This is a genomic window from Cupriavidus cauae (genome assembly GCF_008632125.1).
GTDB classification, from domain to species: Bacteria; Pseudomonadota; Gammaproteobacteria; order Burkholderiales; family Burkholderiaceae; genus Cupriavidus; species Cupriavidus cauae.
The window spans coordinates 162,355-187,243 of the sequence record NZ_VWRN01000034.1; the positions used below are offsets into that span (position 1 = coordinate 162,355).

Consider the following 24,889-nt stretch of genomic DNA (forward strand, 5'->3'; position numbering starts at 1 on the left):
CCCCGTCAGTGGGCCGAAGTGCCGAGGTAGGCCTCGATCACCGCCGGGTTGTTCTGGACATCGTACGGCAGGCCCTGCGCGATGACCTTGCCGTAGTCGAGCACGGTCATGCGGTCGCACAGGCCCATCACCAGCTTCACGTCGTGCTCGATCAGCAGGATGGTCCGGCCATCGCTGCGGATCTTGTCGAGCAGGCCGCGCAGCTCGACCTTCTCGGTCGCGTTCATGCCGGCAGCGGGCTCGTCCAGCGCCAGCAGCTTGGGCTCGGTCGCCAGCGCGCGGGCGATCTCGAGACGGCGCTGGTGGCCGTACGACAGATTGCGCGAGGTGAAGTTGGCGTACTTGCCGATGCCGACGTACTCGAGCAGGTCATGCGCCATGTCCTCGACGCCCTCTTCTTCCTTGCGCACCGCCGGCGGACGGAAGATCGCGCCGATCACGCCGGCCTTGGTCCGCACGTGGCGGCCGACCATCACGTTCTCGAGCGCCGTCATGTCGCCGAACAGGCGGATGTTCTGGAAGGTGCGGGCGATGCCGGCCTTGGCCACTTCATGCACCGCGGTCGGCTGATAGGGCTTGCCGTCCAGCACGAACTCGCCGGAATCGGGGGTGTAGAGCCCGGTGATCACGTTGAAGAAGGTGGTCTTGCCGGCGCCGTTCGGGCCGATCAGGCCGTAGATCTCGCCGGACCGGATCTCCAGGCCCACATCCGACAGCGCCTGCAGGCCGCCGAAGCGCTTGTTCACTCCCTTGACGGACAGGAGGATGTTTTCGTTGCTCATCAGGTCCTCCCGCTTCACAGACGTCCAACGCTACCGGGGCGGCGAATCACCGGCCGGTCTTCCTTGCGCGGCGACGGCCACAGGCCCGCCGGGCGATACAGCATCACGCCGACCAGCGCCAGGCCGAACAGCAGCTGACGCAGCACCTCGGCGTCGACGATCACATGGCCGAACAGCATGTTCTGCACCGGCTCGGCCACCACGCGCAGCAGCTCCTGGAAGCCGATCAGCAGGATGCCGCCCAGGATCACGCCCGGGATATGGCCCATGCCGCCGAGCACCACGATCGCCAGCACATAGATCGATTCCCACAGCGTGAACGATTCCGGCGAGACGAAGCCCTGGAAGGCGCCGAACACCGCGCCCGAGACACCGCCGAACGACGCGCCCATGGCGAAGGCCAGCAGCTTGATGTTGCGGGTGTTGATGCCCATCGCCTTGGCCGCGATCTCGTCCTCGCGGATCGCCACCCAGGCGCGGCCGATGCGCGAGTTCTGCAGTCGCAGCGAGACGAACACGATCGCCACGACCAGCAGGATCAGCAGGTAGTAGTACATGAACACCGGCGTGAATTTCAGGCCGAAGAACTCGTGCGTCTTGGAGAAGTTGAAGCCGAAGATGGTGATCGGATCGACCGCGGTGATGCCCTTGGGACCGTTGGTGATGTTGACCGGCCGGTCCAGGTTGTTCATGAAGATGCGGATGATCTCGCCGAAGCCGAGCGTGACGATCGCCAGATAGTCGCCGCGCAGCTTCAGCGTCGGCGCACCGAGCAGCACGCCGAAGATGCCCGCCACCAATGCCGCCAATGGCAGCACCCACCAGACGCTGACATGGAAGCCGTTGGGGAACAGCTGCGCGATGGTCTCGAACTGGTTGGCCAGATGCGGCGACCCGAGCAGCGCCATCAGATAGGCGCCCACCGCATAGAAGGCGATGTAGCCCAGGTCCAGCAGGCCGGCGAAGCCGACCACGATGTTCAGGCCCAGCGCCAGCATGATGTACAGCAGCGCGAAGTCGAGCACGCGCACCCAGTAGTTGCCGCCCAGGAACTGCACGGCGAACGGCGCGCACAGGCCGATCACCAGGAAGGCCGCCAGCGCGAACATGGTCTTGGCCGGCGTCTTGGTCAGCGGCGCGGCCTGCGCCGTCGTAGAAATCGGAGTGTTCATCGTTGCGATCCCCTTACGCCCGGTCGGCCACACGTTCGCCCATGATGCCGGACGGACGGAACACCAGCACGGTGATCAGCACGATGAAGGCAAACACGTCCTGGTAGTTCGAGCCGAACACGCCGTTGGTCAGGTCGCCGATATAGCCGGCGCCCAGCGCCTCGATCAGGCCCAGCAGCATGCCGCCGACCATCGCGCCGGCGAGGTTGCCGATGCCGCCGAGCACGGCCGCGGTAAACGCCTTCAGGCCGGGGATGAAGCCCATGTAGAAGTGCGCGTTGCCATAGTTGGTCGCCATCATCACGCCGGCCAGCGCAGCCAGGGTCGCGCCGATCATGAAGGTGGCCGAGATCACGAAGTTCGGGTTCACGCCCATCAGGCCCGCCACGCGCTGATTCTCGGCGGTGGCGCGCATCGCGCGGCCGAGCTTGGTGCGGTTGACCAGCGTCAGCAGCCCGGCCATCACCATCACGGCCATGCCGATGATGACCATCTCCTTGCCGGTGATGGTGGCCCCGGTGTTGCCGATATCGATCGGGCTCGAGGGCAGCAGCTGCGGGAAGGTCAGCGGATTGCGCGACCAGATCATCATCGCGATGGTCTGCAGCATGATGGAGACGCCGATCGCGGTGATCAGCGGAGCCAGCCGGGGCGCGTTGCGCAGCGGCCGGTAGGCAATCCGTTCGATCGAATAGGACAGCATCGCGCAGACCGGCATCGCGATCAGCGTGGCGATCACCAGCGTCAGCCATTCCGGCAGGCCGGGGGCGAATTGCTGGAGTGCGAGAATTGCCGACAGTGCGGTCAGCGCGCCGATCATCAGCACATCGCCGTGGGCGAAGTTGATGATCCCGAGAATGCCGTAGACCATGGTGTAGCCGAGTGCAATCAGCGCATAGATGCTGCCGAGCACCAGACCATTCACGATCTGCTGGATAAGGATATCCATGAATACTCCTGGCTTGCCGCCCGCACTTCCGGCATGGATGGATGCCGACCGGGCAGCGGGGTGTGAGTGGTTTGGTAAGTGGTTATGTGCTGGTAAGCGGGTAAAGCAACGGCCTGCCGCGTTCCACCCATGGTAAGGGCGCTGTCACAAAAGGCGAGGCTAAAAAGAACGGCACCGCAAAGTACTCACGGTGCCGTTCGGAGGACCGGGTAGGTCCGAATTACATCTTCACGACGTCAAGCACGGACTTCTTCTTGTCCTTGTAGTCGTACAGCGTGATGGTGCCTTCCTTCATGTCGCCCTTCTCGTCGAAGGCGATGTTGCCGATCACGCCCTGGTAGTTGGTCTTGGGCATCTCCGCCAGGATCGCCGCGGGCTCGGTCGAGCCGGCGCGCTTCATCGCATCGACGATCACCATCACGGCGTCGTAGGTGAACGGCGCGTAGATCTGCACCGGTGCGTTGAAACGTTCCTGGTAGCGCTTCTGGAACTCGGCGCCCTTCTCCATCTTGGACAACGCCAGGCCGGCCTCCGAGCAGATGATGTTGCTGACCGCATCGCCCGCCAGTTCCGCCACCTTGTCGGTACAGACGCCGTCGCCGCCGACGATCTTGGCCGGGATGCCGAGTTCCTTGGCCTGCTTGGCGAACGGGCCGCCGGTGGCGTCCATGCCGCCGTACATGATGACGTCCGGCTTCTTGCCCTTGATCTTGGTCAGGATGGCCTTGAAGTCGGTGGCCTTGTCGTTGGTGGCCTCGCGCGCCACGATGTTGACGCCGGCGGCCTTGGCGGTCTTCTCGAACTCGTCGGCCAGGCCCTTGCCGTAGGCGGTGGCGTCGTCGACGATCGCCACGCTCTTGGCGTTCAGGCTCTTGGCGGCGTAGTTGGCCAGGGCCGGGCCCTGCTGGGCATCGGTGGCCACCACGCGGAAGGTCGTCTTGAAGCCCTGCTTGGTGTAGTCGGGGTTGGTCGAGGACGGCGAGATCTGCACGATGCCCGCATCGCTATAGATCTTGGAGGCAGGAATCGACACGCCCGAGTTCAGGTGGCCGACCACGGCGACGACCTTCTCGTCGACCAGCTTCTGGGCCACCGAGGTGCCGGTCTTCGGATCGGCCGCGTCGTCTTCGCCGACCAGTTCCAGGCGGACCTTCTTGCCGCCCAGTTCCAGACCGGCCTTGTTGACCTCTTCGACGGCCAGGCGCGCGCCGTTCTCGTTGTCCTTGCCAAGGTGGGCGATCCCACCGGTCAGCGGCGCCGCATGGCCGATCTTTACCACCACCTCGCCGCCAGCCGGTGCCGCCGCGGCAGGTGCCGAGGCCGTCGCACCGGGCGCCGCCTCTTCCTTCTTGCCGCAGGCAGTAACCAGTGCCACTGCCGCTGCGATCGGCAGAATCTTGGCCAACGTGATTTGCATGAGTGATCTCCTAGGATTCACAAGATCAGGGTTACGCAACGCCTCCCGTCCGTTTCCCTGCACCGCCTTGGTTTAGTTTCAATTTGAAACGCGCGCATTGTATCCCCTTTTTTTGCGGATGCAATACGCGACGCAACAACCTGAGCCTTTTACCCTTCTATTGAGCTAGGTAATTTCCCCAATGCCGTCATTGGGGCAATTCCCATTCACAACAGGGGCTCTTTGAGATACCTAACAAGATCCGTGCCCGCCACGTCACCAGGCGGCCTTCCGGACGTTCCAGCGTGGCTGACAAGGCACCTATCTTTATAGATATTAATTAGGCATTTCATAAAAGAAATATGCACCAATTTAGAATGTCGGCAATCCGCGTTCGCACCAATCGAGGGAAAACCCGTATTTAGGGGAATTACCCTAAAGTCCTTCGCAAAAGACGCGCCTTGTGCCGAGCCAATATATCGTTGTGACGATTAAGTTTCTTTCGGCGGAAGCACGACACTCGGCATGGCGCGGTGCAATGGCGCGAAAACACGCCGGCCAAAACGACAACGCCCCGCTCGAGGCGGGGCGCTGCTAAAAACCGGGAAGGTCCGCGGGACTCAGGCGGCGGTCGCCTGCAGGCCCTTGGGCAGGGGGAACGACATGTTTTCCTCGATGCCCTCCAGCGGACGCACCTGCCGCGCGCCGAGCGCGCGCAGCCGGTCGACGATCGACTGGGCCAGCGCCTCCGGCGCCGAAGCGCCGGCGGTCAGCCCGATGCGGCGCTTGCCGGCGATCCATTCGGGACGGACCTGTTCCGGCGCATCGACCATATAGGCAGGCACGCCGAGCCGCTCGGCCAGTTCGCGCAGGCGGTTCGAGTTGGAGCTGTTGGGACTGCCGACCACGATCACCACGTCGACCTGCGGCGCCATGAACTTGACGGCGTCCTGGCGGTTCTGCGTTGCATAGCAGATGTCCTGCTTCTTCGGCTCGCGGATTTCCGGGAAGCGTGCCTTCAGCGCGGCGACGATCTCCTCGGTCTCGTCGACCGACAGCGTGGTCTGCGTGACATAGGCCAGCCGCGTGGGATCGGCGACCTGCAGGGTCTGCACGTCGGCCGGCGACTCGACCAGCAGCATGCCGCCGTCTGCCTGGCCCATCGTGCCCTCGACCTCGGGGTGGCCGCGATGGCCGATCATCACGATCTCGCAGCCTTCGGCGCGCATCTTGCCGACCTCGACATGCACCTTGGTCACCAGCGGACAGGTCGCGTCGAAGACGTTCAGGCCGCGCGCCTGCGCCTCGGCGCGGACGCTGCGCGACACGCCGTGGGCGCTGAAGATCACGGTCGCGCCGGCCGGCACCTCGTCGAGGTCCTGCACGAAGACGGCGCCCTTGCGGCGCAGATCGGCCACGACATAGGCGTTGTGCACGATTTCATGGCGCACGTAGATCGGCGCGCCAAAGCGCTGGAGCGCGCGCTCCACGATCTCGATCGCGCGATCGACCCCGGCGCAGAAGCCGCGCGGCTGGGCCAGCAGGATCTCGGCGTCGGGGGCGGGAGTCATTTCGGACATGCGGGGAGGTAGCTGCGCTCCGGCTGCCGAGGCGGCCGGAGCAGGTCGTCAGAGGATGCCGATCAGCTGGACGTCGAACAGGATGGTCTGTCCGGCCAGCGGATGATTGAAGTCGAACAGCGCCGAGGTCTCGCCGATTTCCTTGAGGACGCCGGCATATTTGCCGCCGCCGGGCGCGTTGAACTCGACCAGGTCACCCGGGCTGTAGTCCTCTTCGAACGAGCTGTTCTCGCGCAGCGTGGCCAGCGACACGCGCTGCAGCAGCTCGGGATTGCGCGGCCCGAAGGCGTGCTCCGGCGCCAGACGGTAGCTGGTGCGCTCGCCCTCGGCCATGCCGAGCAGCGCCTGTTCCAGCGTGGGCGCGAACTGGCCCTGCCCCAGCAGCAGCGTGGCGGGCTTGTCGTCGAAGGTGCTGACGACCTCGGTACCGTTCTCCAGCGAGATGCGGTAATGCAAGGTCAGGAAGGAATCGGCCTGCACGGTCTTGCGCGCGGTGGCGCCGCCGGAGTCCGACGCAAAAGTTTGCGAATTCATGAATGCTCAACCAGTCGAGAACCCGTATTGTAAGCGACTGGACCCGGCGCCGCCGATCACGGCCACGGGCCCGCCCCGCCCGCCGACGCGCTTCCCGAACGAGACCGCCATGCCCATCCCCGATTGGCCCGCCAGCGAACGTCCTCGCGAAAAGCTGCTGCAAGCCGGTGCCGCCTCGTTGTCCGACGCCGAACTGCTCGCGGTATTCCTGCGCGTCGGCGTGCCGGGCAAGAGCGCAGTCGATGTGGCGCGCGAGCTGATCGCGGCATTCGGCTCGCTGACCGGGCTGCTCGCCGCCAGCCAGACCGAACTGAGTCGGGTGCGCGGCGTCGGCACCGCCAAGTACGTGCAGCTGCAGGCGGTGGTCGAGTTGACGCGGCGGGCGTTGGCCGAGCAGCTGGCGATGGCGCCGGGCCTGGAGTCGCCGCAGGCCGTACGGGACTACCTGCGGTTGTCGCTGGCGCAGCGGCCTTACGAGGTGTTCCTGTGCCTGTTCCTGGATGCGCGCAACCGGCTGCTGGCCGCCGAGGAGCTGTTCCGCGGCACGCTGACGCAAACCAGCGTCTACCCGCGCGAGGTGGCCAGGCAGGCGTTGGCGCATAATGCGGCCGCGGTGATCGTCGCCCACAACCACCCGTCGGGCAATCCGGCGCCGAGTCCCGCGGACCTGGCGATGACCAAGGCGCTGGCGCATTCGCTGGCGCTGATCGACGTCCATGTGCTCGACCACTTCATCGTCGCCGGCAATACGACCTACTCGCTGGCCGAGCACCGGCAACTGTGACGCCAAAGGCACGGGCGCGTCGCCGTGGCGACAACACACAGAAGGCATTGATCGGCGGAGGGATTTCGGTCTATAATGCCCGTTTTGCTGAAGTCTTAACCGCTGCAGTCCGGGCCCGCGCGCCTTTTGTTGATCTGTTGCGAACATTGTCCACGAATAGAAGATTTAGGAGTGCTTCATGGCACGCGTCTGTCAAGTGACCGGGAAAGCGCCGATGGTCGGCAACAACGTTTCCCACGCAAACAACAAGACCAAGCGCCGTTTTCTGCCCAACCTGCAGAACCGTCGTTTCTTTGTTGAATCGGAAAACCGCTGGGTGAGCCTGCGCGTCTCGAACGCCGGTCTGCGCCTGATCGACAAGAAAGGCATCGACTCCGTGCTCGCCGACCTGCGCGCACGCGGCGAAGTCTAATTAGGAGTTCATCATGGCCAGCAAAGGCGGACGCGACAAGATCAAACTGGAATCCACCGCGGGTACCGGTCACTTCTACACCACCGACAAGAACAAGCGCACCATGCCGGAAAAGATGTCGATCAAGAAATTTGATCCGGTCGCGCGCAAGCACGTCGAGTACAAGGAAACCAAGATCAAGTAATTGATCCTGCGTTCCAGCGAAGAACCCCGCCATGGCGGGGTTTTTTGTTGCCTGCTCGTCGCCGCTGCCCCGCTCCCCGACTCCCCGACTTCCCGACTTCCCGACTTCCCGACTTCCCGACTTCCCGACTTCCCGACTTCCCGACTTCCCGACTTCCCCGACTTCCCCGCTCCCCCACTGCCGGCTCTGCCCAACATGCCGTGGGAGCCGCAGCACGCCGCGCCACCAGCAGGGGCAAGGCGCGGCGGCTTGATCGGCGGTGTACACTTTCGAGCTTTCCCGCACCACCGGCGCCCTCGCCGCGCCACCACGCATCATGAACTTCGACGTCGCCATCGTCGGCAGCGGCCTGGCCGGCCTCACGGTCGCGCTGCAACTGGCCGACAGCCACCGGGTTGTCATCGTGAGCAAGCGCGCCATGACGCAAGGCGCCAGCGACTGGGCCCAGGGCGGCATCGCGGCGGTGCTGGACTCCGGCGACAGCCACGACGAACACACGCAGGACACGCTGATCGCCGGTGCCGGCCTGTGCGATGAAGGCGCGACCCGCTTCATCGTCGAGCACGGGCGCGAAGCGATCCAGTGGCTGATCGACCGGGGCGTGCCGTTCACGCGCGACGAACAGGCCGAGCTCGGCTATCACCTGACCCGCGAGGGCGGCCACAGCCATCGCCGCATCATCCACGCGGCCGACGCCACCGGCCATGCCGTGGTCACGACGCTGACCGAGCAGGTGCGCCGCCATCCCAATATCACGATCCTCGAAGACCATTTCGCGATCGACCTGATCACCTCGCGCAAGATGGGACTGGGCGGCAACCGTTGCCTCGGGCTGTACGTGCTCGACGACGCCAACGGCCAGGTGCATACGCTGACCGCCAGCCATACCGTGCTGGCCACCGGCGGCGCGGGCAAGGTCTATCTCTATACGACCAATCCGGACACGGCTACTGGCGACGGCATCGCGATGGCCTGGCGCGCGGGCTGCCGGGTCGCGAACATGGAATTCATCCAGTTCCATCCGACCTGCCTGTACCACCCGTATGCCAAGTCATTCCTGATTTCCGAGGCGGTGCGCGGGGAAGGCGGCCGGCTGGTGCTGCCCGACGGCACCCGCTTCATGCCGGAGCACGATGCGCGCGCCGAACTGGCGCCGCGCGACGTGGTGGCCCGCGCGATCGACTTCGAGATGAAAAAGCGCGGCCTGGACTGTGTGTACCTCGACATCACGCACCAGCCCGCGCCCTTCCTGCGCGAACACTTCCCCACCATCCACGCGCGCTGCCTGGAACTGGGCATCGACATCACGCGCCAGCCGATCCCGGTGGTGCCGGCCGCGCACTACACCTGCGGCGGCGTGGTCACCGACACGTCGGGACGCACCGATCTGGACAATCTGTACGCGGTCGGCGAGACGGCCTACACCGGCCTGCACGGCGCGAACCGGCTGGCATCGAACTCGCTGCTCGAATGCATGGTGATCGGCCGGGCGGCCGCCAACGACATCGCGTCGCGGGCCAAGGCCGGCAAACCCGATCTGGCGTTGCCGCCGTGGGACGAGAGCCGCGTGTCCGATGCCGACGAGGAGGTCGTGGTCTCGCACAACTGGGACGAGCTGCGCCGGATGATGTGGAACTACGTCGGCATCGTGCGCACCAGCAAGCGGCTGGAACGCGCGCAGCATCGGATCGCGCTGCTGCGCGAGGAGATCACCGAGTACTACGCGAATTTCCGCGTCACGCGCGATCTGCTGGAACTGCGCAATCTGGTCGAAGTGGCGGCGATGATCGTCGACAGCGCCTATGCGCGCCATGAAAGCCGCGGCCTGCATTTCAGCCGCGACTATCCCGGGACATTGCCGAAGGCGCTGCCGACCGTGCTGCAGCCGCCGAACGGTCGCCGCCGCGGCAACTGAACACCGACCGAAACGATACCGAAGCGCACCCGAAGCGCACCCGAAACGCACCCGAAGCGCGACGGAAGCGCACCCGAAGCCGAGCCGGGTCTGATCGGGCCCGGACAGACAGCAGGCTCGAGCCCGATGCGGCCCGAGCCGGCTCAGCCGATGATGCGCAACGAGTAGTCGGTTGCGCGCACGTCCTTGGTCAGCGCGCCCACCGAAATCCGGTCGACGCCGGTCTCGGCGAAACGCCGGATCGTATTCGCGTTGACGCCGCCGGACACTTCCAGCACCGCGCGGCCGCGATTGACCCGCACCGCTTCGCGCATCATCGGCTCGGTGAAGTTGTCGAGCAGGATCGAGACGGCACCGGCGGCCAGCGCCTCCTCCAGTTCGACCAGCGACTCGACCTCGACCTGCACCGGCACGCCGGCGTTCAGCGCGGCCGCGGCCTGCAGCGCCGCGGTGACGCCGCCCGCCGCGGCGATATGGTTTTCCTTGATCAGGATGCCGTCATAGAGCGCAAGCCGCTGGTTGTCGCCGCCGCCGACCTTGACCGCGTACTTCTGCGCGAGGCGCAGTCCCGGCAGCGTCTTGCGCGTGTCGAGCACGCGGGCGCGCGTACCGACGACCAGGTCGGCATAGCGCCGCGTCGCGGTGGCCACGCCCGACAGCAGTTGCAGGAAATTCAGCGATGGCCGCTCGGCGGTCAGCAGCGAACGGGCCGGGCCGTCGATCTCGCAGACCACGGAATCGGCCGCCATGAGGGCGCCTTCCCGTTGCAGCCAGCGGATTTGCAAACGCGGATCCACCGCATGCATGCAGGCATCGAACCATGGCTGCCCGCACAGCACCGCCTCCTCGCGCACGATCACACGGGCGTGCGCCTGCTTGTCGGCCGGCACCAGCTGGCCGGTCCAGTCGCCCGAGCCGACGTCCTCGGCGATCGCCGCGCGGACGTTCTCGCGCAGCGCCTCGGCCAGCGCGGGTCCGTACTGGTCGAAGACCGGATTCACTGTATCGCCTGTATCGTTCATCGCGGACTCGCTCATGCCGGACCGATCCCCTGGAACAGCGCCTGCTCCTTGGCCAGGTCGGCGGCGGGCCGTACGTTGGCCTTCTGCCGCGCGGCAAAGTCGAGCATGCGGTCGATGCAGGTATAGGCGCGACGCCCGATGTCGGGATCGACATGGATCTCGTTGCGGCCGGTCTCCAGCACCTCGGCCAGATTGGTCAGCGCATTCATCGCCATCCACGGGCAATGCGCGCAGCTCTTGCAGGTCGCGCTGTTGCCGGCGGTCGGCGCCTCGATGAAATGCTTGCCCGGCGCGGCCATCCGCATCTTGTGCAGGATGCCGTTGTCGGTGGCGACGATGAATTCGTTGGCGTCGAGTTGCTGCGCGGCGGCGATCAGCTGCGAGGTCGAGCCGACCACGTCCGCCTGGGCCACCACGTTGGCCGGCGATTCCGGATGCACCAGGATCCTGGCCTTCGGATGTTCCTTGCGCAGCAGATCGAGCTCGATGCCCTTGAACTCGTCGTGCACCAGGCACGAGCCCTGCCACAGCAGCATGTCGGCGCCGGTCTGGCGCTGGATATAGCCGCCCAGGTGCTTGTCCGGCGCCCACAGGATCTTCTCGCCGCGCGCGTGCAGATGTTCGACGATCTTCAGGCCGATGCTGGAGGTCACCATCCAGTCGGCGCGCGCCTTGACCGCGGCGCTGGTGTTCGCATAGACCACCACGGTACGGTCCGGATGCGCGTCGCAGAACGCGGCGAACTCGTCGGCCGGGCAGCCCAGGTCCAGCGAACAGGTCGCGTCCAGGTCGGGCATCAGGATGGTCTTTTCGGGACTGAGGATCTTGGCGGTCTCGCCCATGAAGCGCACGCCGGCCACCACCAGCGTCTGCGCCGGATGGTCGCGCCCGAAGCGGGCCATCTCCAGCGAATCGGACACGCAACCGCCGGTTTCCTCGGCAAGGTCCTGCAGGTCGGCGTCGACATAGTAGTGCGCGACCAGCACCGCATTGCGCGCCTTCAGCAGCGCGCGGATGCGATCCTTCAATGCCGAGCGCTCGTCCGGCGTCAGCGCGGGCGGCACCTTGGCCCAGGCGTGGGCGACGCAGCTCGCGCCACCGTCCGCCTGCATCTGCGTCGGTTTCTCGAACTCGACGGTCTTGATCGTTTGGGGGGTCATCTCCTGTACTCCTCGGGGCACCCGTGCTCGCCGCCGCATCGCCTCGCGTGGTCATTGCGGCCGGACCGGCCTCTAGATGGGGCGGCGTCGCCAAAAGAAAAGCCCCGCCAGCGACAGCATGGCGGGGCTTCGGGCGCGCCTGGCATTGTAGCAGGCGCTGTCCTTCTTATCAGGCGTTACGCGTAGCGGCGCAGGCGCAGCGAGAACTCCTGCAGCGCCTGGATGCCGCTCGCTTCGGCGCGGTGGCACCAGGCCTGCAGCTGTTGCAGCAGCTGTTCGCGCGTCAGGTTCGAACGGCCCCAGATCGCGGCCAGTTCGCGGCGCATCTCGACGAAGGTCTGCAGTGCCTTGTTGTGCTCGACGATGCTGGCCAGTTGCTGGCGCTGAGGCTCGGCCAGCTTGGTCTCGTCGCGGTGGAACCACTTGCGCGCCAGCTTGAAGCGGCGATAGTCGGCAACGCGCTTGGCCTTCAGCTGGGCCAGTTCCTCGCGGTACGCATTCTTGACGGCCTTGGCATAGCGGGCCATCACGTCATAGCGGTTGGCGATGATGGCTTCCAGCGTGTTGTGATCGACCGGACGGGCCTCGACCAGACGCGCCTTGGGCGGGGTCTTCTTGACCTTGGCCAGGCCGACCGCCTGCATCGCGCGGATGTAGCACCAGCCGATGTCGAACTCGTACCACTTGATCGAGAACTTGGCCGAGGTCGGATAGGTATGGTGGTTGTTGTGCAGTTCCTCGCCGCCGATGATGATGCCCCACGGCGACACATTGGTCGACGCGTCCTCGCAATCGTAGTTGCGATAGCCCCACCAGTGGCCCAGGCCGTTGATGATGCCGGCGGCATGAATCGGGATCCACAGCATCTGCACGCCCCAGACCGACAGGCCGACCACGCCGAACAGCGCCAGGTCGATGATCAGCATCAGGCCGACGCCCTGCCAGGTGAAGCGCGAATACAGGTTGCGCTCGATCCAGTCGTTGGGCGTGCCGTGGCCGAACTTGGCCAGCGTTTCCTTGTTCTTGGCTTCGGCCCGGTACAGCTCGGCGCCTTCGAGCAGCACCTTGCGGATGCCGCGCGTCTGCGGGCTATGCGGATCGTCTTCGGTTTCGCACTTGGCGTGGTGCTTGCGGTGGATCGCGGTCCACTCCTTGGTGACCATGCCCGTGGTCAGCCACAGCCAGAAGCGGAAGAAGTGCGCGGCGATCGGGTGCAGATCGAGCGAGCGGTGCGCCATGCACCGGTGCAGGAAAATCGTGACACCGGCGATGGTGATGTGGGTCATGACCAGGGTGAAGATCACGATCTTCCACCAGGACCAGTCGAGAAGGCCGTTGGCGGCCCACTGAAGAATTGTGTCGAACAAACTGTTCTCCGTGCTTGATAGAGGCTGGCTGCGACGTGTCGGGGTGTCGCAGCAACGCGCAGAAAAATGACTGCAAATCCAGTGATTGCGTCTAATGGCGTCAGCCAAGGCGTCTTGCGCCTTCGCGGGACCCCGGCACGCGCCGCTGCAATCTGGCGGCTGGCCCTCGGGCACGGATCGGTAGTCCGGCCGGGGGAATCCCCGGGACGACCCGCGATTTTACCGGAACGCCAGCGTCCCGGCATCCGCTTTTACCCGTGCGTGTGCTTTTCGTTTGCCGTGTTGGACGCCGAAAACGATACTTCGTTCCTTCAATGGCGATGGCGTCACATACGCGACCTGTCGCGCCCTTCTTATGCCGATTCCGCCGCATTGGCCGCGACCCGCGACACCGGCGTCGCGGTCAGCGTCCCGTCCGTGGGCAGCACACGCAACTCGCGCTGCGGATAGGGAATCGAAATGCCGCTGGCCCGGAATGCCTTCCAGATGGCGCGGTTCATTTCCGATTGCACGCCGAGCTTGCCGTTCTGCGGATCGGCGATGAAGCCCGCCACCTCGTACTCGACCCCGCTGTCGGCAAACGCCACCAGGAAGGCCGACGGCGCCGGGTCCGCCAGCAGGCGCGGAATGCCGCGCACGGCCTCGGTCAACAGTGCCAGCACCATCTCGGGATCGGCGTCGTAGTCGGCCTGCACCCGGGTCGCCACCCGTACATTGGTATTCGAGAACGAATGGTTCTGCACCGACTGCGCGACCAGCTGCTCGTTCGGCACCAGCGTCTCGCCGTCGCCGTTGCGCACCACGGTGTAACGGGTGCGGATCTGCGCCACGATGCCGGTGTACTTGTCGACCGTGATCTGGTCGCCGAGCTTGACCGAGCGGTCCAGCAGGATGATGAAGCCCGACACGTAGTTGCTGGCGATCTTCTGCAGGCCCAGGCCCAGGCCGACGCCGAGCGCTCCGCCGAACACCGACAGCACGGTCAGGTCGATGCCGACCAGCGACAGGCTGAACAGCAGCGAAACCAGCAGCAGCAGCGCCTTGGACAGCCGCGTCAGCGCCACGCGCAGGCTGGTGTCGATGGTCGCCGAGCGCATCAGCCGCTCTTCCAGCCACGAACCGAACCACAGCGCGGCCAGCACCGTCAGCAGGATCCACACGCAGGCCATCAGCAGATCGGCCACGCTGATGCGCTGCTGCCCGAGAGCGAACTGGATCGAATCGAGCCACTGCACCGCCTCGGACAGCATGCCGAGCACGTACAGCGCCATGCCGACCCAGACCAGCGTGGTCAGCACCTTCTCCACCAGGGTCAGCATGCCGTGCAGCTGGCCGTTGCCGGACAGCACGCGGCGCAGCACGTAGAAGGCGAAATAGAGGAAGGTGATGCCGAACAGCGGCACCAGCGCCAGCCGCAGCATGCTGACCGGAATCAGCGGCGCCAGCGCGAAGCGCGCCGCCAGCACCAGCAGCCAGCCGAACAGCGGAAACATCGCGCGCTCCAGGCTCGCGGCGGCAAAGCGCAGCGCGAAGCTCGAACCCGCGTAGCGGGCCTCGAGCCGCCCGGCGACATGGCGCGCCAGCGGCCAGGCCAGCAGCACGCAGCCGGCCAGCACGGCCAGTTGCCACAGGAAGCCGGGGTCGCCGGCATCCTGCATCAGGTCGCCCAGCATCTTGCCGAACACGGCATGGGATTGCGACAGATCGGTCAGGGAGTTGGAGGCCATCGATCGACGAGTTCAACCAGTAAAGAAAGCAACGACAGTGAAGAACAAAAAAATACCGGGCGGTGAGTGCCCGGTATCCGCGAAACGACAGGGGCCGGGGCCCCCATGCTCATTGGCGCGAGCGCTCCAGCACCGCCGCGAAGAATCCGTCGGTCTGGTGCAGATGGGGATAGAGCGCCAGCGTCTGCGCGTCCTCGGGCAGGTCGGCGATCGCGATCTTCTGCTCGGCCAGCACCTGTGCCACCGGCACGAGCTGGAAGTCGGCATGGCGGCTCAGGAAGTCACGCACGATCGCCTCGTTCTCGGCCTCGAGCACGCTGCAGGTGGCATAGACCACGCGGCCGCCCGGCTTGACCAGGCGCGCCGCCGATTCGAGGATGGCCGCCTGCTTGGCGGTCAGCTCCAGCACCGTCTGCGGGCTCTGGCGCCATTTGAGGTCCGGATTGCGCCGCAGCGTGCCCAGGCCGCTGCAAGGCGCGTCGACCAGCACGCGGTCGATCTTGCCGGCCAGCCGCTTGACCTTGGCGTCCTGCTCCGAGTCGATCAGCACCGGATGGACGTTCGACAGTCCGCTGCGCGCCAGGCGCGGCTTCAGGTTGGCCAGGCGCTTGTCCGACACGTCGAAGGCGTAGAGCCGCCCGGTCGAGCGCATCAGCGCGCCGAGCGCCAGCGTCTTGCCGCCGGCGCCGGCGCAGAAGTCGACCACCATCTCGCCGCGCCGCGGGGCGACCAGATGGCACAGCAGCTGGCTGCCCTCGTCCTGCACCTCGACCAGTCCGTTGATGAACAGCGGCAGCTGGTTCAGCGCCGGCTTGCCGGCCAGGCGGATGCCGGTCGGGGCGATCGGCGTCGGCTCGGCCGCAAGGCCGGCCTCCTCCAGCTCCGCCAGCGCGGCCTCGCGCGAGGTCTTGATCAGATTGGCGCGCAGATCCAGCGGCGCGGGCCGCAGCCAGGCATCGCCGAGCGCGGCGGTAAAGGCCTCGCCGTGCCGGGCGACCAGCTGTTCGTACAGCCATTCGGGCAGATTGGCGCGCACGCGCGGCGCCAGGCTGGCGCGTTCGATGGTCATCAGCCGGTCCAGCCACTGCGCCTCTTCCGGATACAGGAACGGCGTCAGCGCGTCGCGGCCCAGCGTCGCCGCCAGGCCCAGCAGGGCCAGCCGGCGCGGCGCGGCGCCCGAGCCGGACTCGGCGAACTGGGCGAATTCCACGCGCCGGCGCAGCACGGCAAACACGGCCTCGGCGATGATGCCCCGCTCGCGGTGGCCGAGCTTGGGATTCTCGCGGAAGTAGTAGCTGACCACGGCGTCAGCGGGCCGCGCGAACAGCATCACCTTGCCGAGCAACCGGTCGATATGCTGGATATGCGTGGCGTGCAGGGCGCCGTGCGGACGCGCCTGGCCGTCGTTGGCGCTCTCGCGCGGCGAGGTGGCCTTGCGCAGCGGGCTTGTCTTGCGTTTGGTGCGGGAGGGCGGACGCGCGCCGCCGCGCGGTGCCTGGGCGGGACGGGTCATTGACGGGCTCCGGTGGTATCGATGGGGGTGGCGGAGTCCGAGGGGGAGTCCGAAGTGGGGTTCGAAGCGGAATTCGGGGCGGTGGCGGCATCGTCGGACGATGCCGCCACCGCGATCAGCAATTGCGGTTCGGGCGGCTCGACATGGACCACGCTGTCCTTGACGCGCAGCCGCCCTTCGACGAACCAGCGCACCGCGCGGGGATAGATTTGATGCTCGCAGGGCAGCAGCCGCTGCGCCAGCGTGTCGGGGGTGTCACCAGGACCGACCTCGATCGCCGCCTGCAGCACGATGGGACCGTGGTCCAGCGCGGCGGTGACGAAATGCACGCTGGCGCCGTGCACCTTGACGCCGGCCTCCAGCGCCTGCTGATGGGTATGCAGGCCGGGGAAACTGGGCAGCAGCGACGGATGGATATTCATCATGCGGCCGGCATAGTGCTCGACGAACTCCGGCGTCAGGATCCGCATGAAGCCGGCCAGCACCACCAGGTCCGGCACGTGGGCGTCGATCGCGTTCGCCAGCGCCTTGTCGAAGCTGGCCCGGTCGGGATAGTGGCGATGATCGACCACGCCGACCGGAATGCCTTGCGCCGCGGCGAACTTGAGGCCGGGCGCGTCGGGGCGGTTGGACAGCACGGCGGCGATCCGTGCCGGCCAGGCCTGCTCGGCGCAGGCCCGGACGATCGCTTCCATGTTCGAACCGCGCCCCGAGATGAGGATGACGATATTTTTCATCGCGCAATTCTACCAAGCGGCGCCCCGCGACAGCGCCGTGGAAGCCTTCCGCCGCAAACTGACCGGCCCGCGCTTCCCCCGATTGCGGATTGTGACGTCCCGCTCGCTCTGCTAGAGTCGCCCTATCGCCCATCCGCCCGCTCGACGGGACGGGACCATACAACAAGGGCGAAGCTGTTTTAGACGGGAAATCGCATGTCGAATGTTGCACCGACCTTGCTGGTGGTCGACGACCACCCCATGGCGCTGTCCGGCACCACCCTGTTCCTGGCGCAGGTGATGCCCGATGTTGCGGTCCATGCCGCCGGGAGCGCCTCCGAGGCGCTGGACACCCTCCAACGCGGGCTCCGGCCCGATATCGTGCTGCTCGACATCTGGCTGAACGACGGCACCGGCTTCGATGCCATGCAGACGCTCAAGGCCATCGTGCCGGCCGCACGCTTCATCTTCATGTCGGCCGAGGCCACGCCCGAGATCGTCGAGCGGGCCCGCGCGCTGTCCGCCTTCGGCTTCGTCGGCAAGCATCTGGACGCGCCGGCCTTCGCCGCGGTGGTGCGCCGCGTGCTGGCCGGCGACACCGCCTTTCCGTCCGACGAGGCGCTGAACGGCCAGCCGCGCGCCTTCGGCCCGACGCACAGCATCCCGGTCACGCCGGCCGAACTCGGCCTGACGCCGCGCCAGGGGTCGGTGCTGGCGCTGGTGCTAGAAGGGCTGCCCAACAAGGTCATCGCGCGCGAGCTGGGCCTGACGGAGAACACCGTCAAGGAACACGTGTCGGCGATCCTGCAGCGGCTGGGCGTGCGCACGCGGATGCAGGTGATGTCCCGCATGGAGCGGTTCCGGCTGCGACAGTAGACGCGGCTCGCCGGGCAGCACGCGGCCAGCCGGCTCAGGCGAGTCAAAGCCTGTTGAAGCCCGTCAAAGTCCAGTTGCCAGCTCAATCTGGTTCAGGGCGGCTCGGGGCGCTTCAGGGCGGTTCAGGGCGGCTCGGGGCGGCCTGGGGCGGCTCAGGCAACCCAGGCGGCCGCCAACGCCTTCATGCCGTCCGCAGCCAGCGCCGCAGCAGCATCCGCAACGCCCCCGGGTCGACCGGCTTGGGCAGCACGAAATAGCCGGCCTCCTCGGCCTCGGCCAGCGCGGCCGACTTCAGGTCGCCGGTCAGCAGCGCGCTGCGCGCCTGCGGCTGGGTCTGCTGCCACCGCTCGAGCAGCGCCAGCCCGTTCTCCGTTCCCGGCAGCCGCAGGTCGCAGAAGATGATGTCGGGCCGCAGGCCGCCGGCGAACATCCGCTCGGCCTCGGCGCCATCGGCGGCGCACGACACCCGCACGCCCCAGGCCTCCATCAGCGCGATCCAGGCGTTGCGGACGTGGCTGTCGTCGTCGACCACCAGCACCTCGCCGTGCAGCCGGTCCGGCATCGCGTGCTGGGCCACCGCGTCGCGGCGCATCGCGCGGATCGTGGCCACCGACTCGGCCGGCGCCGGATTGAGCGTGAACCAGAACATCGAGCCCTTGCCCGGCACCGAGCGTACGCCGTAGGTCCCGCGCATCAGCCGCACGCATTCCTTGAAGATCGCCAGCCCCAGACCGAGCCCGTGCGAGCGGTCGCGCTGCGGGTTGTGGACCTGGAAATACGGCCCGAAGATGTCCGGCAAGTGCTCGGCCGGAATGCCGGCGCCGGTGTCCCAGACCTCGATGCGCACCTGGCTGCCGCGCATGCGGGCGCCGACCAGCACCCGGCCCTGGCGCGTGTAGCGCAGCGCGTTTTGCACCAGATTGAACAGCGCCCGGCGCAGCAGCACCGGCTCGGCCATCGCGTGCAGCTCGCCGGCCACGCGCGGCGACAGCCGCAGCCCGGCCGCCCGCGCGTCGCCGGCGAACTGGTCGCAGACCTCGCGCACCAGCTGGCCGACATCGCAGGGCTCGAGCGTCGGCAAGACCTTGCGGCCTTCCAGCTTGGACAGGTCCAGCAGCGAGCGGAACAGCAGATCGATGGTCTGCGTGCCGGCCGCGACCTGCTCGACCAGCGGCCGCAGCGCCGGCGAATCGTTGCGCGCGCGCAGCGCCTCGACCAGCATCACCAGCGCATGCACCGGCTGGCGCAGGTCGTGGCTCGCCGCCGCCAGGAAGCGGGATTTCTCCTCGCTGGCATGCAGGGCGCGCTCCTTCTCCTGCTGGAACTGCCGCGCCAGCCGGCGGCTTTCGCCCTCCAGCCGGATCGCCCGCACCAGCGAGCCGTGCAGGTTCAGCGCATGGCGCGCCAGCATCAGCGCATAGATCACCAGCAGCAGCCGGATATAGCCGCCGTGGCCGGGAAACGCGTAGCCCGCCAGCAACAGATTGGGCACCAGGATCGGAATGCCGACATAGAGCAGGTTGACCGGGGCCGGCGCCTGCGAGCTCGCGCCGCCGGCCAGCGCGCCGAGCGTCAGCACCAGCAGCACGCCGGAAAACACCGGGGACGACGACACCAGGTGCAGCAGCGCCGCGCTGCCCCAGCTCAGGCCCACCAGCACCGCCACGCCGCGCATCGGGTCGCGCCACTTGCGGGTATGGGCCGAGCGGCTCAGCGTCGGGATATCGCGCAGGTAGCCCAGATAGAACCAGGCGCAACCGGCCGCCTGCAGCAGCATCGCCGCGCACCAGGCCAGCAGCGCGCCGCGGCTGGCCTCGTGCCAGAAGGCGGCGGCCGTCAGTCCGGGCAGCAGCAGGGCCGTCACGATGCCGCTGGGCATCACACGATGCACCGCGGCCAGCAATTTGGCCTCGGTATCGGCGTCCAGCGGCGGCGCGGGCGGCGGAAGGATGCGCTTGAGCAGCGCGATCAGGTTGGCGGACGGCACCGGGAAGCGGCGTGCGTGACGGCGAGAATGTGGACGCGGCATATCATGCCGACTTTCGCCGCGGTCCGCCACCGGGCCTGGGGCCTCGACACAGCCGAGGGTGCCCCCGCCACGGCCGCCCGGCAGGCACCGGGCAGTGTTGTGCCGCAAGGCGGGGGGAAAGCGCCCATTCCCTTTATAATCCTGCCTTTATCCAACCGATTGTCGCCGTCCTCGTGAAAGTCTTCCGCGGCCTGCCCAATGCCGAGAGCCGGGCACCCTGCGCACTGACCATCGGCAATTTCGATGGCGTGCACCGGGGCCACCAGTCCCTGCTCGCGCGCGCGCGCGCGGCCGCCGACGCGCGCGGACTGCCGCTGTGCGTGATGACCTTCGAGCCGCACCCGCGCGAATTCTTCACGCCGGACCGCGCCCCGACCCGCATCGCGCTGCTGCGCGACAAGCTCGAAAGCCTGCGCCGCAACGGCGTCGACCGCGTGGTGGTCGAGCACTTCAACGCCCATTTCGCCGCCCAGTCCCCCGAAGCCTTCGTCGAGAACGTGCTGTGGCACGGGCTGCATGCGCGCTGGGTGCTGGTCGGCGACGACTTCCGCTTCGGCGCGAAGCGCGCCGGCGACTTCGCCTATCTGCAGCAGGCCGGCAAGCGCTACGGCTTCGACGTCGAGCAGATGGGTTCGGTCTCCGAGGGCGGCGTGCGGATTTCCAGTTCGGCGGTGCGCCAGGCGCTGGCCGAGGGCGACCTGGACCACGCGCGCCGGCTGCTGGGCCATGGCTATGCGATCAGCGGCCACGTCGTGCATGGCCGCAAGCTGGGCCGCGACCTCGGCTTTCCGACGCTGAACCTGCGCATTCCGCACAAGCGCCCGGCCGTCAACGGGATCTTCGTGGTACAGGTGCACGGCATCGCCGACACCCCGCTGCCCGGCGTGGCCAGCATCGGCGTGCGGCCCACGGTCGAGGACGCCGGGCGGGTGCTGCTGGAAGTCCATCTGTTCGATTTCGACCGCAGCGTCTACGGCAAGCTGGTGCGGGTCGAGTTCATCAAGAAGCTGCGCGACGAAGCGCGTTTCGACTCGCTGGAAGCGCTGACCGCGGCGATCGCCAAGGATTGCGCCGACGCGCGCGCCTTCTTCGGCATGACCGAGCCCGATGCGCAGGCCGCGGCGGACGCCGCCGGCGCTGCCGGCACGCCGGCGGAGCGCACCACCTCGGCCACGGACCGAATTAGCTAGCGGCCGGCTTTCGCCGCGCATGCGCGCGCAGCCGGGTCACCGCCGACCCAGCCCCAATTTTCGCGCCGGCCCGCACCGCCCGGGCCGGGCGCTCACCGAATCGCCCTGAGAATCGTCATGTCCGACACCAAGCAAGCCAAGGCCGGCGCCAAGCCGGAGAACAAGAGCGCCGAGAAGAGCAAATACCCGGTGAACCTGCTCGACACCCCGTTCCCGATGCGGGGGGACCTGCCCAAGCGCGAACCGCTGTGGGTCAAGCAGTGGCAGGAAAAGAAGATCTACCAGGCGATCCGCGCGGCGCGCCGCGGCGCGAAGAAGTTCGTGCTGCACGACGGCCCCCCGTATGCCAACGGCGACATCCACATCGGCCACGCCGTCAACAAGGTCCTGAAGGACATGATCATCAAGGCGCGCGGGCTGAGCGGGCTCGACGCCGTCTACGTGCCGGGCTGGGACTGCCACGGCATGCCGATCGAGATCCAGATCGAGAAGCAGTACGGCAAGGGCCTGCCGGTGCAGGAGGTCCAGGCCAAGGCGCGCGCCTACGCGACCGAGCAGATCGCGCGCCAGCGCAAGGACTTCGAACGGCTGGGCGTGCTGGGCGACTGGGACGATCCCTATCTGACGATGAACTTCAGCAACGAGGCCGACGAGATCCGGGCGCTCGGCAAGATCCTCGAGAAGGGCTACGTCTTCCGCGGCCTGAAGCCGGTCAACTGGTGCTTCGACTGCGGCTCGGCGCTGGCCGAGGCCGAGGTCGAGTACAAGGACAAGACCGACCTGTCGATCGATGTCGGCTTCCCGTTCGCCGAGACCGACAAGCTGGCGCGCGCCTTCCACGTGCCGCTGGAAACGCTGGGCGCGAAGCCCGGCTGGATCGTGATCTGGACCACCACGCCCTGGACGATCCCGTCGAACCAGGCGCTGAACCTGCATCCCGAAGTCGAATACGCGCTGGTCGACACACCGCGCGGCTTCCTGATCCTGGCCGCCGAGCGCGTCGAGGAACAGCTCAAGGTCTACGAGCTGGAAGGCAAGGTCGTGGCGACCTGCTCGGGCGCGGCGCTGACCGAGATCCGCTTCCACCATCCGCTGGCGAAGATGGACGCCGGCTACGACCGCCTGTCGCCGATCTACCTCGGCGACTACGTGACCACCGATACCGGCACCGGCATCGTGCACTCGGCGCCCGCCTACGGCATCGAGGACTTCCAGTCCTGCAAGGCGCACGGCATGCGCGACGAGGACATCCTGAGCCCGGTGATGGGCGACGGCGTCTATGCCAGCTGGCTGCCGCTGTTCGGCGGCCTGTCGATCTGGGACGCCAATCCGCGCATCGTCGAGACGCTGAAGGCCTCGGGCAACCTGTTCAACTCGCACCGCTACGAGCACAGCTACATGCACTGCTGGCGGCACAAGACGCCGATCATCTACCGCGCGACCTCGCAGTGGTTCGCCGGCATGGATGTGGTGCCCGCCGACAACGGCCCGACGCTGCGCGCGACCGCGCTGGCCGGCATCGAGGCGACCGCCTTCTACCCGTCCTGGGGCAAGCAGCGCCTGCACAACATGATCGCCAACCGGCCGGACTGGACGCTGTCGCGCCAGCGCCAGTGGGGCGTGCCGATGGCGTTCTTCGTCCACAAGGAAACCGGCGCGCTGCATCCGCGCACGCCGCAGCTGCTCGAAGCCGTGGCCAAGCGCGTCGAGCAGCATGGCATCGAGGCCTGGCAGACGCTGGACGCGACCGCCTTCCTGACCGAACTGGGCGAGGCCGACGCCGCGATGTACGAGAAGAACCGCGACACGCTGGACGTGTGGTTCGACTCGGGCACCACGCACTGGACCGTGATCCGCGGCTCGCATCGGGAAGACCTGTACGATGCGGCCGCCGATACGCCGGACGGCCGCCTGGCCGACCTCTACCTGGAAGGCTCGGACCAGCACCGCGGCTGGTTCCACTCGTCGCTGCTGACCGCCTCGATGCTGTACGGCAAGCCGCCCTACAAGGCGCTGCTGACGCACGGCTTCACCGTCGACGGCGAGGGCCGAAAGATGTCGAAGTCGGTCGGCAACACCGTGTCGCCGCAGGACATCGCCAACAAGATGGGCGCGGAGATCATCCGCCTGTGGGTGGCCTCGACCGACTACTCGGGCGAGCTGTCGATCTCCGACGAGATCCTGAAGCGCGTGGTCGAGGGCTACCGCCGCATCCGCAATACGCTGCGCTTCCTGCTGGCCAACCTGACCGACTACGACCACGCGCGCGACGCGCTGCCGCCGTCGGAATGGCTGGAAATCGACCGCTACGCCGTCGCGCTGACCGCGCAGCTGCAGAAGGAAGTGCTGTCGCACTACGACGTCTACGAGTTCCACCCGGTGGTGGCCAAGCTGCAGACGTTCTGCTCGGAGGACCTGGGCGGCTTCTACCTGGACGTGCTGAAGGACCGGCTCTATACCACCGCGCCGGACTCGAAGGCGCGCCGCGCCGCGCAGAACGCGCTGTTCCACATCACGCAGGCGATGCTGCACTGGATGGCGCCGTTCCTGTCGTTCACCGCCGAGGAAGCGTGGCAGGTGTTCGCGCACGGCACCGCGCATGCCGATACGATCTTCACCAGCACCTACTACACGGTGCCGGAGGTCGACCAGGCCGACGATCTGCTGCAGAAGTGGCACGCGGTGCGCGCGGTACGCGCGGAGGTGACGAAGCAGCTGGAGGCGGTGCGGGCCGAAGGCGGCATCGGCTCGTCGCTGCAGGCGGAGGTTTCCATCCAGGCCGGCGGTCCGGCGCTGGAGGCGCTGGCCAGCCTCGGCGACGATCTGCGCTTCGTGCTGCTGACCTCGGCCGCCACGGTGTCGCCGGCGCCCGAGGCGGGCGACCTGCTGGTGACCGTGCATCCGTCCAGCCATGCCAAGTGCGAGCGCTGCTGGCACTATCGCGAGGACGTCGGCCATGACGCCGCGCATCCGACCCTGTGCGGCCGCTGCACCAGCAATCTGTTCGGCGCCGGTGAACCGAGGAGCCACGCCTGATGGCCGCGACCACCCGTACCGCCCGCGGCCGGGCCGCGAGCAACAAGAGCCGCAGCGGCACGCCGCTGCTGTGGCTGGCCTTCGCCGCGCTGGTCGTGGTGCTGGACCAGTTCTTCAAGATCGTGATCGTGCGCAGCTTCGACTATGGAGAATCGCGCCCGGTCACCGGCTTCTTCAACCTGGTGCTGGTCTACAACAAGGGCGCCGCGTTCAGCTTCCTGGCCGACGCCGGCGGCTGGCAGCGCTGGTTCTTCACCGGGCTGGGGCTGGCGGTCGGCGCGTTCATCGTCTGGCTGCTGTTCCGCCATGCCGGCCAGAGGCTGTTCAGCCTGGCGGTGTCGCTGGTGCTCGGCGGCGCGATCGGCAACGTGATCGACCGCATCGTCTATGGGCATGTGGTCGACTTTCTCGACTTCCATCTGCGCGGCTACCACTGGCCGGCGTTCAACGTCGCCGACTGCGCGATCACGGTCGGCGCGGTGCTGCTGATCGTCGACGAATTCCGGCGGGTGCGCCGGCACTGAGCCCGCGCCGAAGCGCGCCGT

21 protein-coding genes are annotated in these 24,889 nt (G+C 67.2%); 8 read left to right on the plus strand and 13 right to left on the minus strand.

Annotation, left to right across the window (positions count from 1 at the left end; genetic code table 11):
* Nucleotides 1-5 precede the first annotated feature (5 nt).
* From F1599_RS12990 to F1599_RS13015, 6 genes are all read right to left on the minus strand, one after another.
* Nucleotides 6-782: an ABC transporter ATP-binding protein gene (locus F1599_RS12990; protein ID WP_149316721.1), complete on the minus strand. Its 777-nt coding sequence runs from the start codon at nt 780-782 to the stop codon at nt 6-8.
* A gap of 14 nt (nt 783-796) precedes the next feature.
* A complete protein-coding gene (locus F1599_RS12995) occupies nt 797-1,954 on the minus strand; it encodes an ABC transporter permease subunit (RefSeq protein WP_149316720.1) in 1,158 nt (385 codons plus the stop codon).
* 13 nt (nt 1,955-1,967) lie between these two features.
* Complete coding sequence (locus F1599_RS13000; RefSeq protein WP_149316719.1) at nt 1,968-2,903, minus strand: branched-chain amino acid ABC transporter permease; 936 nt, start codon at nt 2,901-2,903, stop codon at nt 1,968-1,970.
* Nucleotides 2,904-3,123: 220 nt separating this feature from the next.
* On the minus strand, nt 3,124-4,320 hold the full coding sequence (locus F1599_RS13005; RefSeq protein WP_149316718.1) for a branched-chain amino acid ABC transporter substrate-binding protein: 1,197 nt from the start codon (nt 4,318-4,320) through the stop codon (nt 3,124-3,126).
* A gap of 599 nt (nt 4,321-4,919) precedes the next feature.
* Nucleotides 4,920-5,879 carry a 4-hydroxy-3-methylbut-2-enyl diphosphate reductase gene (gene ispH, locus F1599_RS13010; protein WP_149316717.1) on the minus strand — a complete coding sequence of 320 codons (960 nt, stop codon included), beginning with the start codon at nt 5,877-5,879 and terminating at the stop codon, nt 4,920-4,922.
* Between the two features lie 48 nt (nt 5,880-5,927).
* A complete protein-coding gene (locus F1599_RS13015; RefSeq protein WP_006575659.1) occupies nt 5,928-6,413 on the minus strand; it encodes an FKBP-type peptidyl-prolyl cis-trans isomerase in 486 nt (161 codons plus the stop codon).
* Nucleotides 6,414-6,522: 109 nt separating this feature from the next.
* Here F1599_RS13015 and radC point away from each other — a divergent pair, with 109 nt between their 5' ends.
* The 4 genes from radC (at nt 6,523) to nadB (ending at nt 9,708) form a co-directional block, all read left to right on the plus strand.
* Entirely contained in the window at nt 6,523-7,197 is a 675-nt protein-coding gene (gene radC / locus F1599_RS13020; protein WP_149316716.1) for a RadC family protein, read from the plus strand.
* A 178-nt stretch (nt 7,198-7,375) separates the two neighbouring features.
* Nucleotides 7,376-7,609 (plus strand): 50S ribosomal protein L28, encoded by a 234-nt coding sequence (gene rpmB, locus F1599_RS13025; RefSeq protein WP_006575661.1) that lies wholly within the window; start codon nt 7,376-7,378, stop codon nt 7,607-7,609.
* Nucleotides 7,610-7,622: 13 nt separating this feature from the next.
* Nucleotides 7,623-7,793: a 50S ribosomal protein L33 gene (gene rpmG, locus F1599_RS13030; protein ID WP_006575662.1), complete on the plus strand. Its 171-nt coding sequence runs from the start codon at nt 7,623-7,625 to the stop codon at nt 7,791-7,793.
* A 316-nt stretch (nt 7,794-8,109) separates the two neighbouring features.
* On the plus strand, nt 8,110-9,708 hold the full coding sequence (gene nadB, locus F1599_RS13035) for an L-aspartate oxidase (RefSeq protein WP_150083408.1): 1,599 nt from the start codon (nt 8,110-8,112) through the stop codon (nt 9,706-9,708).
* A gap of 143 nt (nt 9,709-9,851) precedes the next feature.
* Here the strand turns inward: nadB and nadC are convergent, their stop codons facing one another.
* From nadC to purN, 6 genes are all read right to left on the minus strand, one after another.
* On the minus strand, nt 9,852-10,730 hold the full coding sequence (gene nadC / locus F1599_RS13040; RefSeq protein ID WP_150083409.1) for a carboxylating nicotinate-nucleotide diphosphorylase: 879 nt from the start codon (nt 10,728-10,730) through the stop codon (nt 9,852-9,854).
* A gap of 11 nt (nt 10,731-10,741) precedes the next feature.
* Nucleotides 10,742-11,890, minus strand: coding sequence for a quinolinate synthase NadA (nadA, locus tag F1599_RS13045; RefSeq protein ID WP_150083361.1), 1,149 nt, complete (start codon nt 11,888-11,890; stop codon nt 10,742-10,744).
* Between the two features lie 176 nt (nt 11,891-12,066).
* On the minus strand, nt 12,067-13,257 hold the full coding sequence (locus F1599_RS13050; RefSeq protein WP_006575665.1) for a DesA family fatty acid desaturase: 1,191 nt from the start codon (nt 13,255-13,257) through the stop codon (nt 12,067-12,069).
* 353 nt (nt 13,258-13,610) lie between these two features.
* Entirely contained in the window at nt 13,611-14,984 is a 1,374-nt protein-coding gene (locus F1599_RS13055; protein ID WP_150083362.1) for a mechanosensitive ion channel family protein, read from the minus strand.
* A 109-nt stretch (nt 14,985-15,093) separates the two neighbouring features.
* Nucleotides 15,094-16,497, minus strand: coding sequence for an RsmB/NOP family class I SAM-dependent RNA methyltransferase (locus F1599_RS13060; protein WP_150083363.1), 1,404 nt, complete (start codon nt 16,495-16,497; stop codon nt 15,094-15,096).
* Nucleotides 16,494-17,234 carry a phosphoribosylglycinamide formyltransferase gene (gene purN, locus F1599_RS13065; protein WP_149316711.1) on the minus strand — a complete coding sequence of 247 codons (741 nt, stop codon included), beginning with the start codon at nt 17,232-17,234 and terminating at the stop codon, nt 16,494-16,496. Before purN ends, F1599_RS13060 begins: the two co-directional genes overlap by 4 nt.
* Before the next feature lie 195 nt (nt 17,235-17,429).
* Between purN and F1599_RS13070 the strand changes: the two genes are divergently transcribed.
* Nucleotides 17,430-18,089 carry a response regulator gene (locus tag F1599_RS13070; protein WP_149316710.1) on the plus strand — a complete coding sequence of 220 codons (660 nt, stop codon included), beginning with the start codon at nt 17,430-17,432 and terminating at the stop codon, nt 18,087-18,089.
* A 181-nt stretch (nt 18,090-18,270) separates the two neighbouring features.
* Here F1599_RS13070 and F1599_RS13075 read toward each other — a convergent pair whose 3' ends face one another.
* Nucleotides 18,271-20,118, minus strand: a complete 1,848-nt coding sequence (locus tag F1599_RS13075; RefSeq protein WP_395895679.1) for a hybrid sensor histidine kinase/response regulator — start codon at nt 20,116-20,118, stop codon at nt 18,271-18,273.
* A 173-nt stretch (nt 20,119-20,291) separates the two neighbouring features.
* Here F1599_RS13075 and F1599_RS13080 point away from each other — a divergent pair, with 173 nt between their 5' ends.
* The 3 genes from F1599_RS13080 (at nt 20,292) to lspA (ending at nt 24,868) form a co-directional block, all read left to right on the plus strand.
* Complete coding sequence (locus F1599_RS13080; RefSeq protein WP_149316708.1) at nt 20,292-21,308, plus strand: bifunctional riboflavin kinase/FAD synthetase; 1,017 nt, start codon at nt 20,292-20,294, stop codon at nt 21,306-21,308.
* A gap of 117 nt (nt 21,309-21,425) precedes the next feature.
* Nucleotides 21,426-24,344, plus strand: a complete 2,919-nt coding sequence (ileS, locus tag F1599_RS13085; protein WP_150083365.1) for an isoleucine--tRNA ligase — start codon at nt 21,426-21,428, stop codon at nt 24,342-24,344.
* Nucleotides 24,344-24,868: a signal peptidase II gene (gene lspA / locus F1599_RS13090; RefSeq protein ID WP_006578057.1), complete on the plus strand. Its 525-nt coding sequence runs from the start codon at nt 24,344-24,346 to the stop codon at nt 24,866-24,868. Before ileS ends, lspA begins: the two co-directional genes overlap by 1 nt.
* The last annotated feature ends 21 nt before the right edge of the window (nt 24,869-24,889 follow it).

What these genes read in the sequence shown, in the direction of transcription:
- F1599_RS12990 (WP_149316721.1), bottom strand. Translation starts at nt 782, where the DNA reads ATGAGCAACGAAAACATCCTCCTGTCCGTCAAGGGAGTGAACAAGCGC.
- F1599_RS12995 (WP_149316720.1), bottom strand. Translation starts at nt 1,954, where the DNA reads ATGAACACTCCGATTTCTACGACGGCGCAGGCCGCGCCGCTGACCAAG.
- F1599_RS13000 (WP_149316719.1), bottom strand. Translation starts at nt 2,903, where the DNA reads ATGGATATCCTTATCCAGCAGATCGTGAATGGTCTGGTGCTCGGCAGC.
- F1599_RS13005 (WP_149316718.1), bottom strand. Translation starts at nt 4,320, where the DNA reads ATGCAAATCACGTTGGCCAAGATTCTGCCGATCGCAGCGGCAGTGGCA.
- ispH (WP_149316717.1), bottom strand. Translation starts at nt 5,879, where the DNA reads ATGTCCGAAATGACTCCCGCCCCCGACGCCGAGATCCTGCTGGCCCAG.
- F1599_RS13015 (WP_006575659.1), bottom strand. Translation starts at nt 6,413, where the DNA reads ATGAATTCGCAAACTTTTGCGTCGGACTCCGGCGGCGCCACCGCGCGC.
- radC (WP_149316716.1), top strand. Translation starts at nt 6,523, where the DNA reads ATGCCCATCCCCGATTGGCCCGCCAGCGAACGTCCTCGCGAAAAGCTG.
- rpmB (WP_006575661.1), top strand. Translation starts at nt 7,376, where the DNA reads ATGGCACGCGTCTGTCAAGTGACCGGGAAAGCGCCGATGGTCGGCAAC.
- rpmG (WP_006575662.1), top strand. Translation starts at nt 7,623, where the DNA reads ATGGCCAGCAAAGGCGGACGCGACAAGATCAAACTGGAATCCACCGCG.
- nadB (WP_150083408.1), top strand. Translation starts at nt 8,110, where the DNA reads ATGAACTTCGACGTCGCCATCGTCGGCAGCGGCCTGGCCGGCCTCACG.
- nadC (WP_150083409.1), bottom strand. Translation starts at nt 10,730, where the DNA reads ATGAACGATACAGGCGATACAGTGAATCCGGTCTTCGACCAGTACGGA.
- nadA (WP_150083361.1), bottom strand. Translation starts at nt 11,890, where the DNA reads ATGACCCCCCAAACGATCAAGACCGTCGAGTTCGAGAAACCGACGCAG.
- F1599_RS13055 (WP_150083362.1), bottom strand. Translation starts at nt 14,984, where the DNA reads ATGGCCTCCAACTCCCTGACCGATCTGTCGCAATCCCATGCCGTGTTC.
- F1599_RS13060 (WP_150083363.1), bottom strand. Translation starts at nt 16,497, where the DNA reads ATGACCCGTCCCGCCCAGGCACCGCGCGGCGGCGCGCGTCCGCCCTCC.
- purN (WP_149316711.1), bottom strand. Translation starts at nt 17,234, where the DNA reads ATGAAAAATATCGTCATCCTCATCTCGGGGCGCGGTTCGAACATGGAA.
- F1599_RS13070 (WP_149316710.1), top strand. Translation starts at nt 17,430, where the DNA reads ATGTCGAATGTTGCACCGACCTTGCTGGTGGTCGACGACCACCCCATG.
- F1599_RS13075 (WP_395895679.1), bottom strand. Translation starts at nt 20,118, where the DNA reads ATGCCGCGTCCACATTCTCGCCGTCACGCACGCCGCTTCCCGGTGCCG.
- ileS (WP_150083365.1), top strand. Translation starts at nt 21,426, where the DNA reads ATGTCCGACACCAAGCAAGCCAAGGCCGGCGCCAAGCCGGAGAACAAG.
- lspA (WP_006578057.1), top strand. Translation starts at nt 24,344, where the DNA reads ATGGCCGCGACCACCCGTACCGCCCGCGGCCGGGCCGCGAGCAACAAG.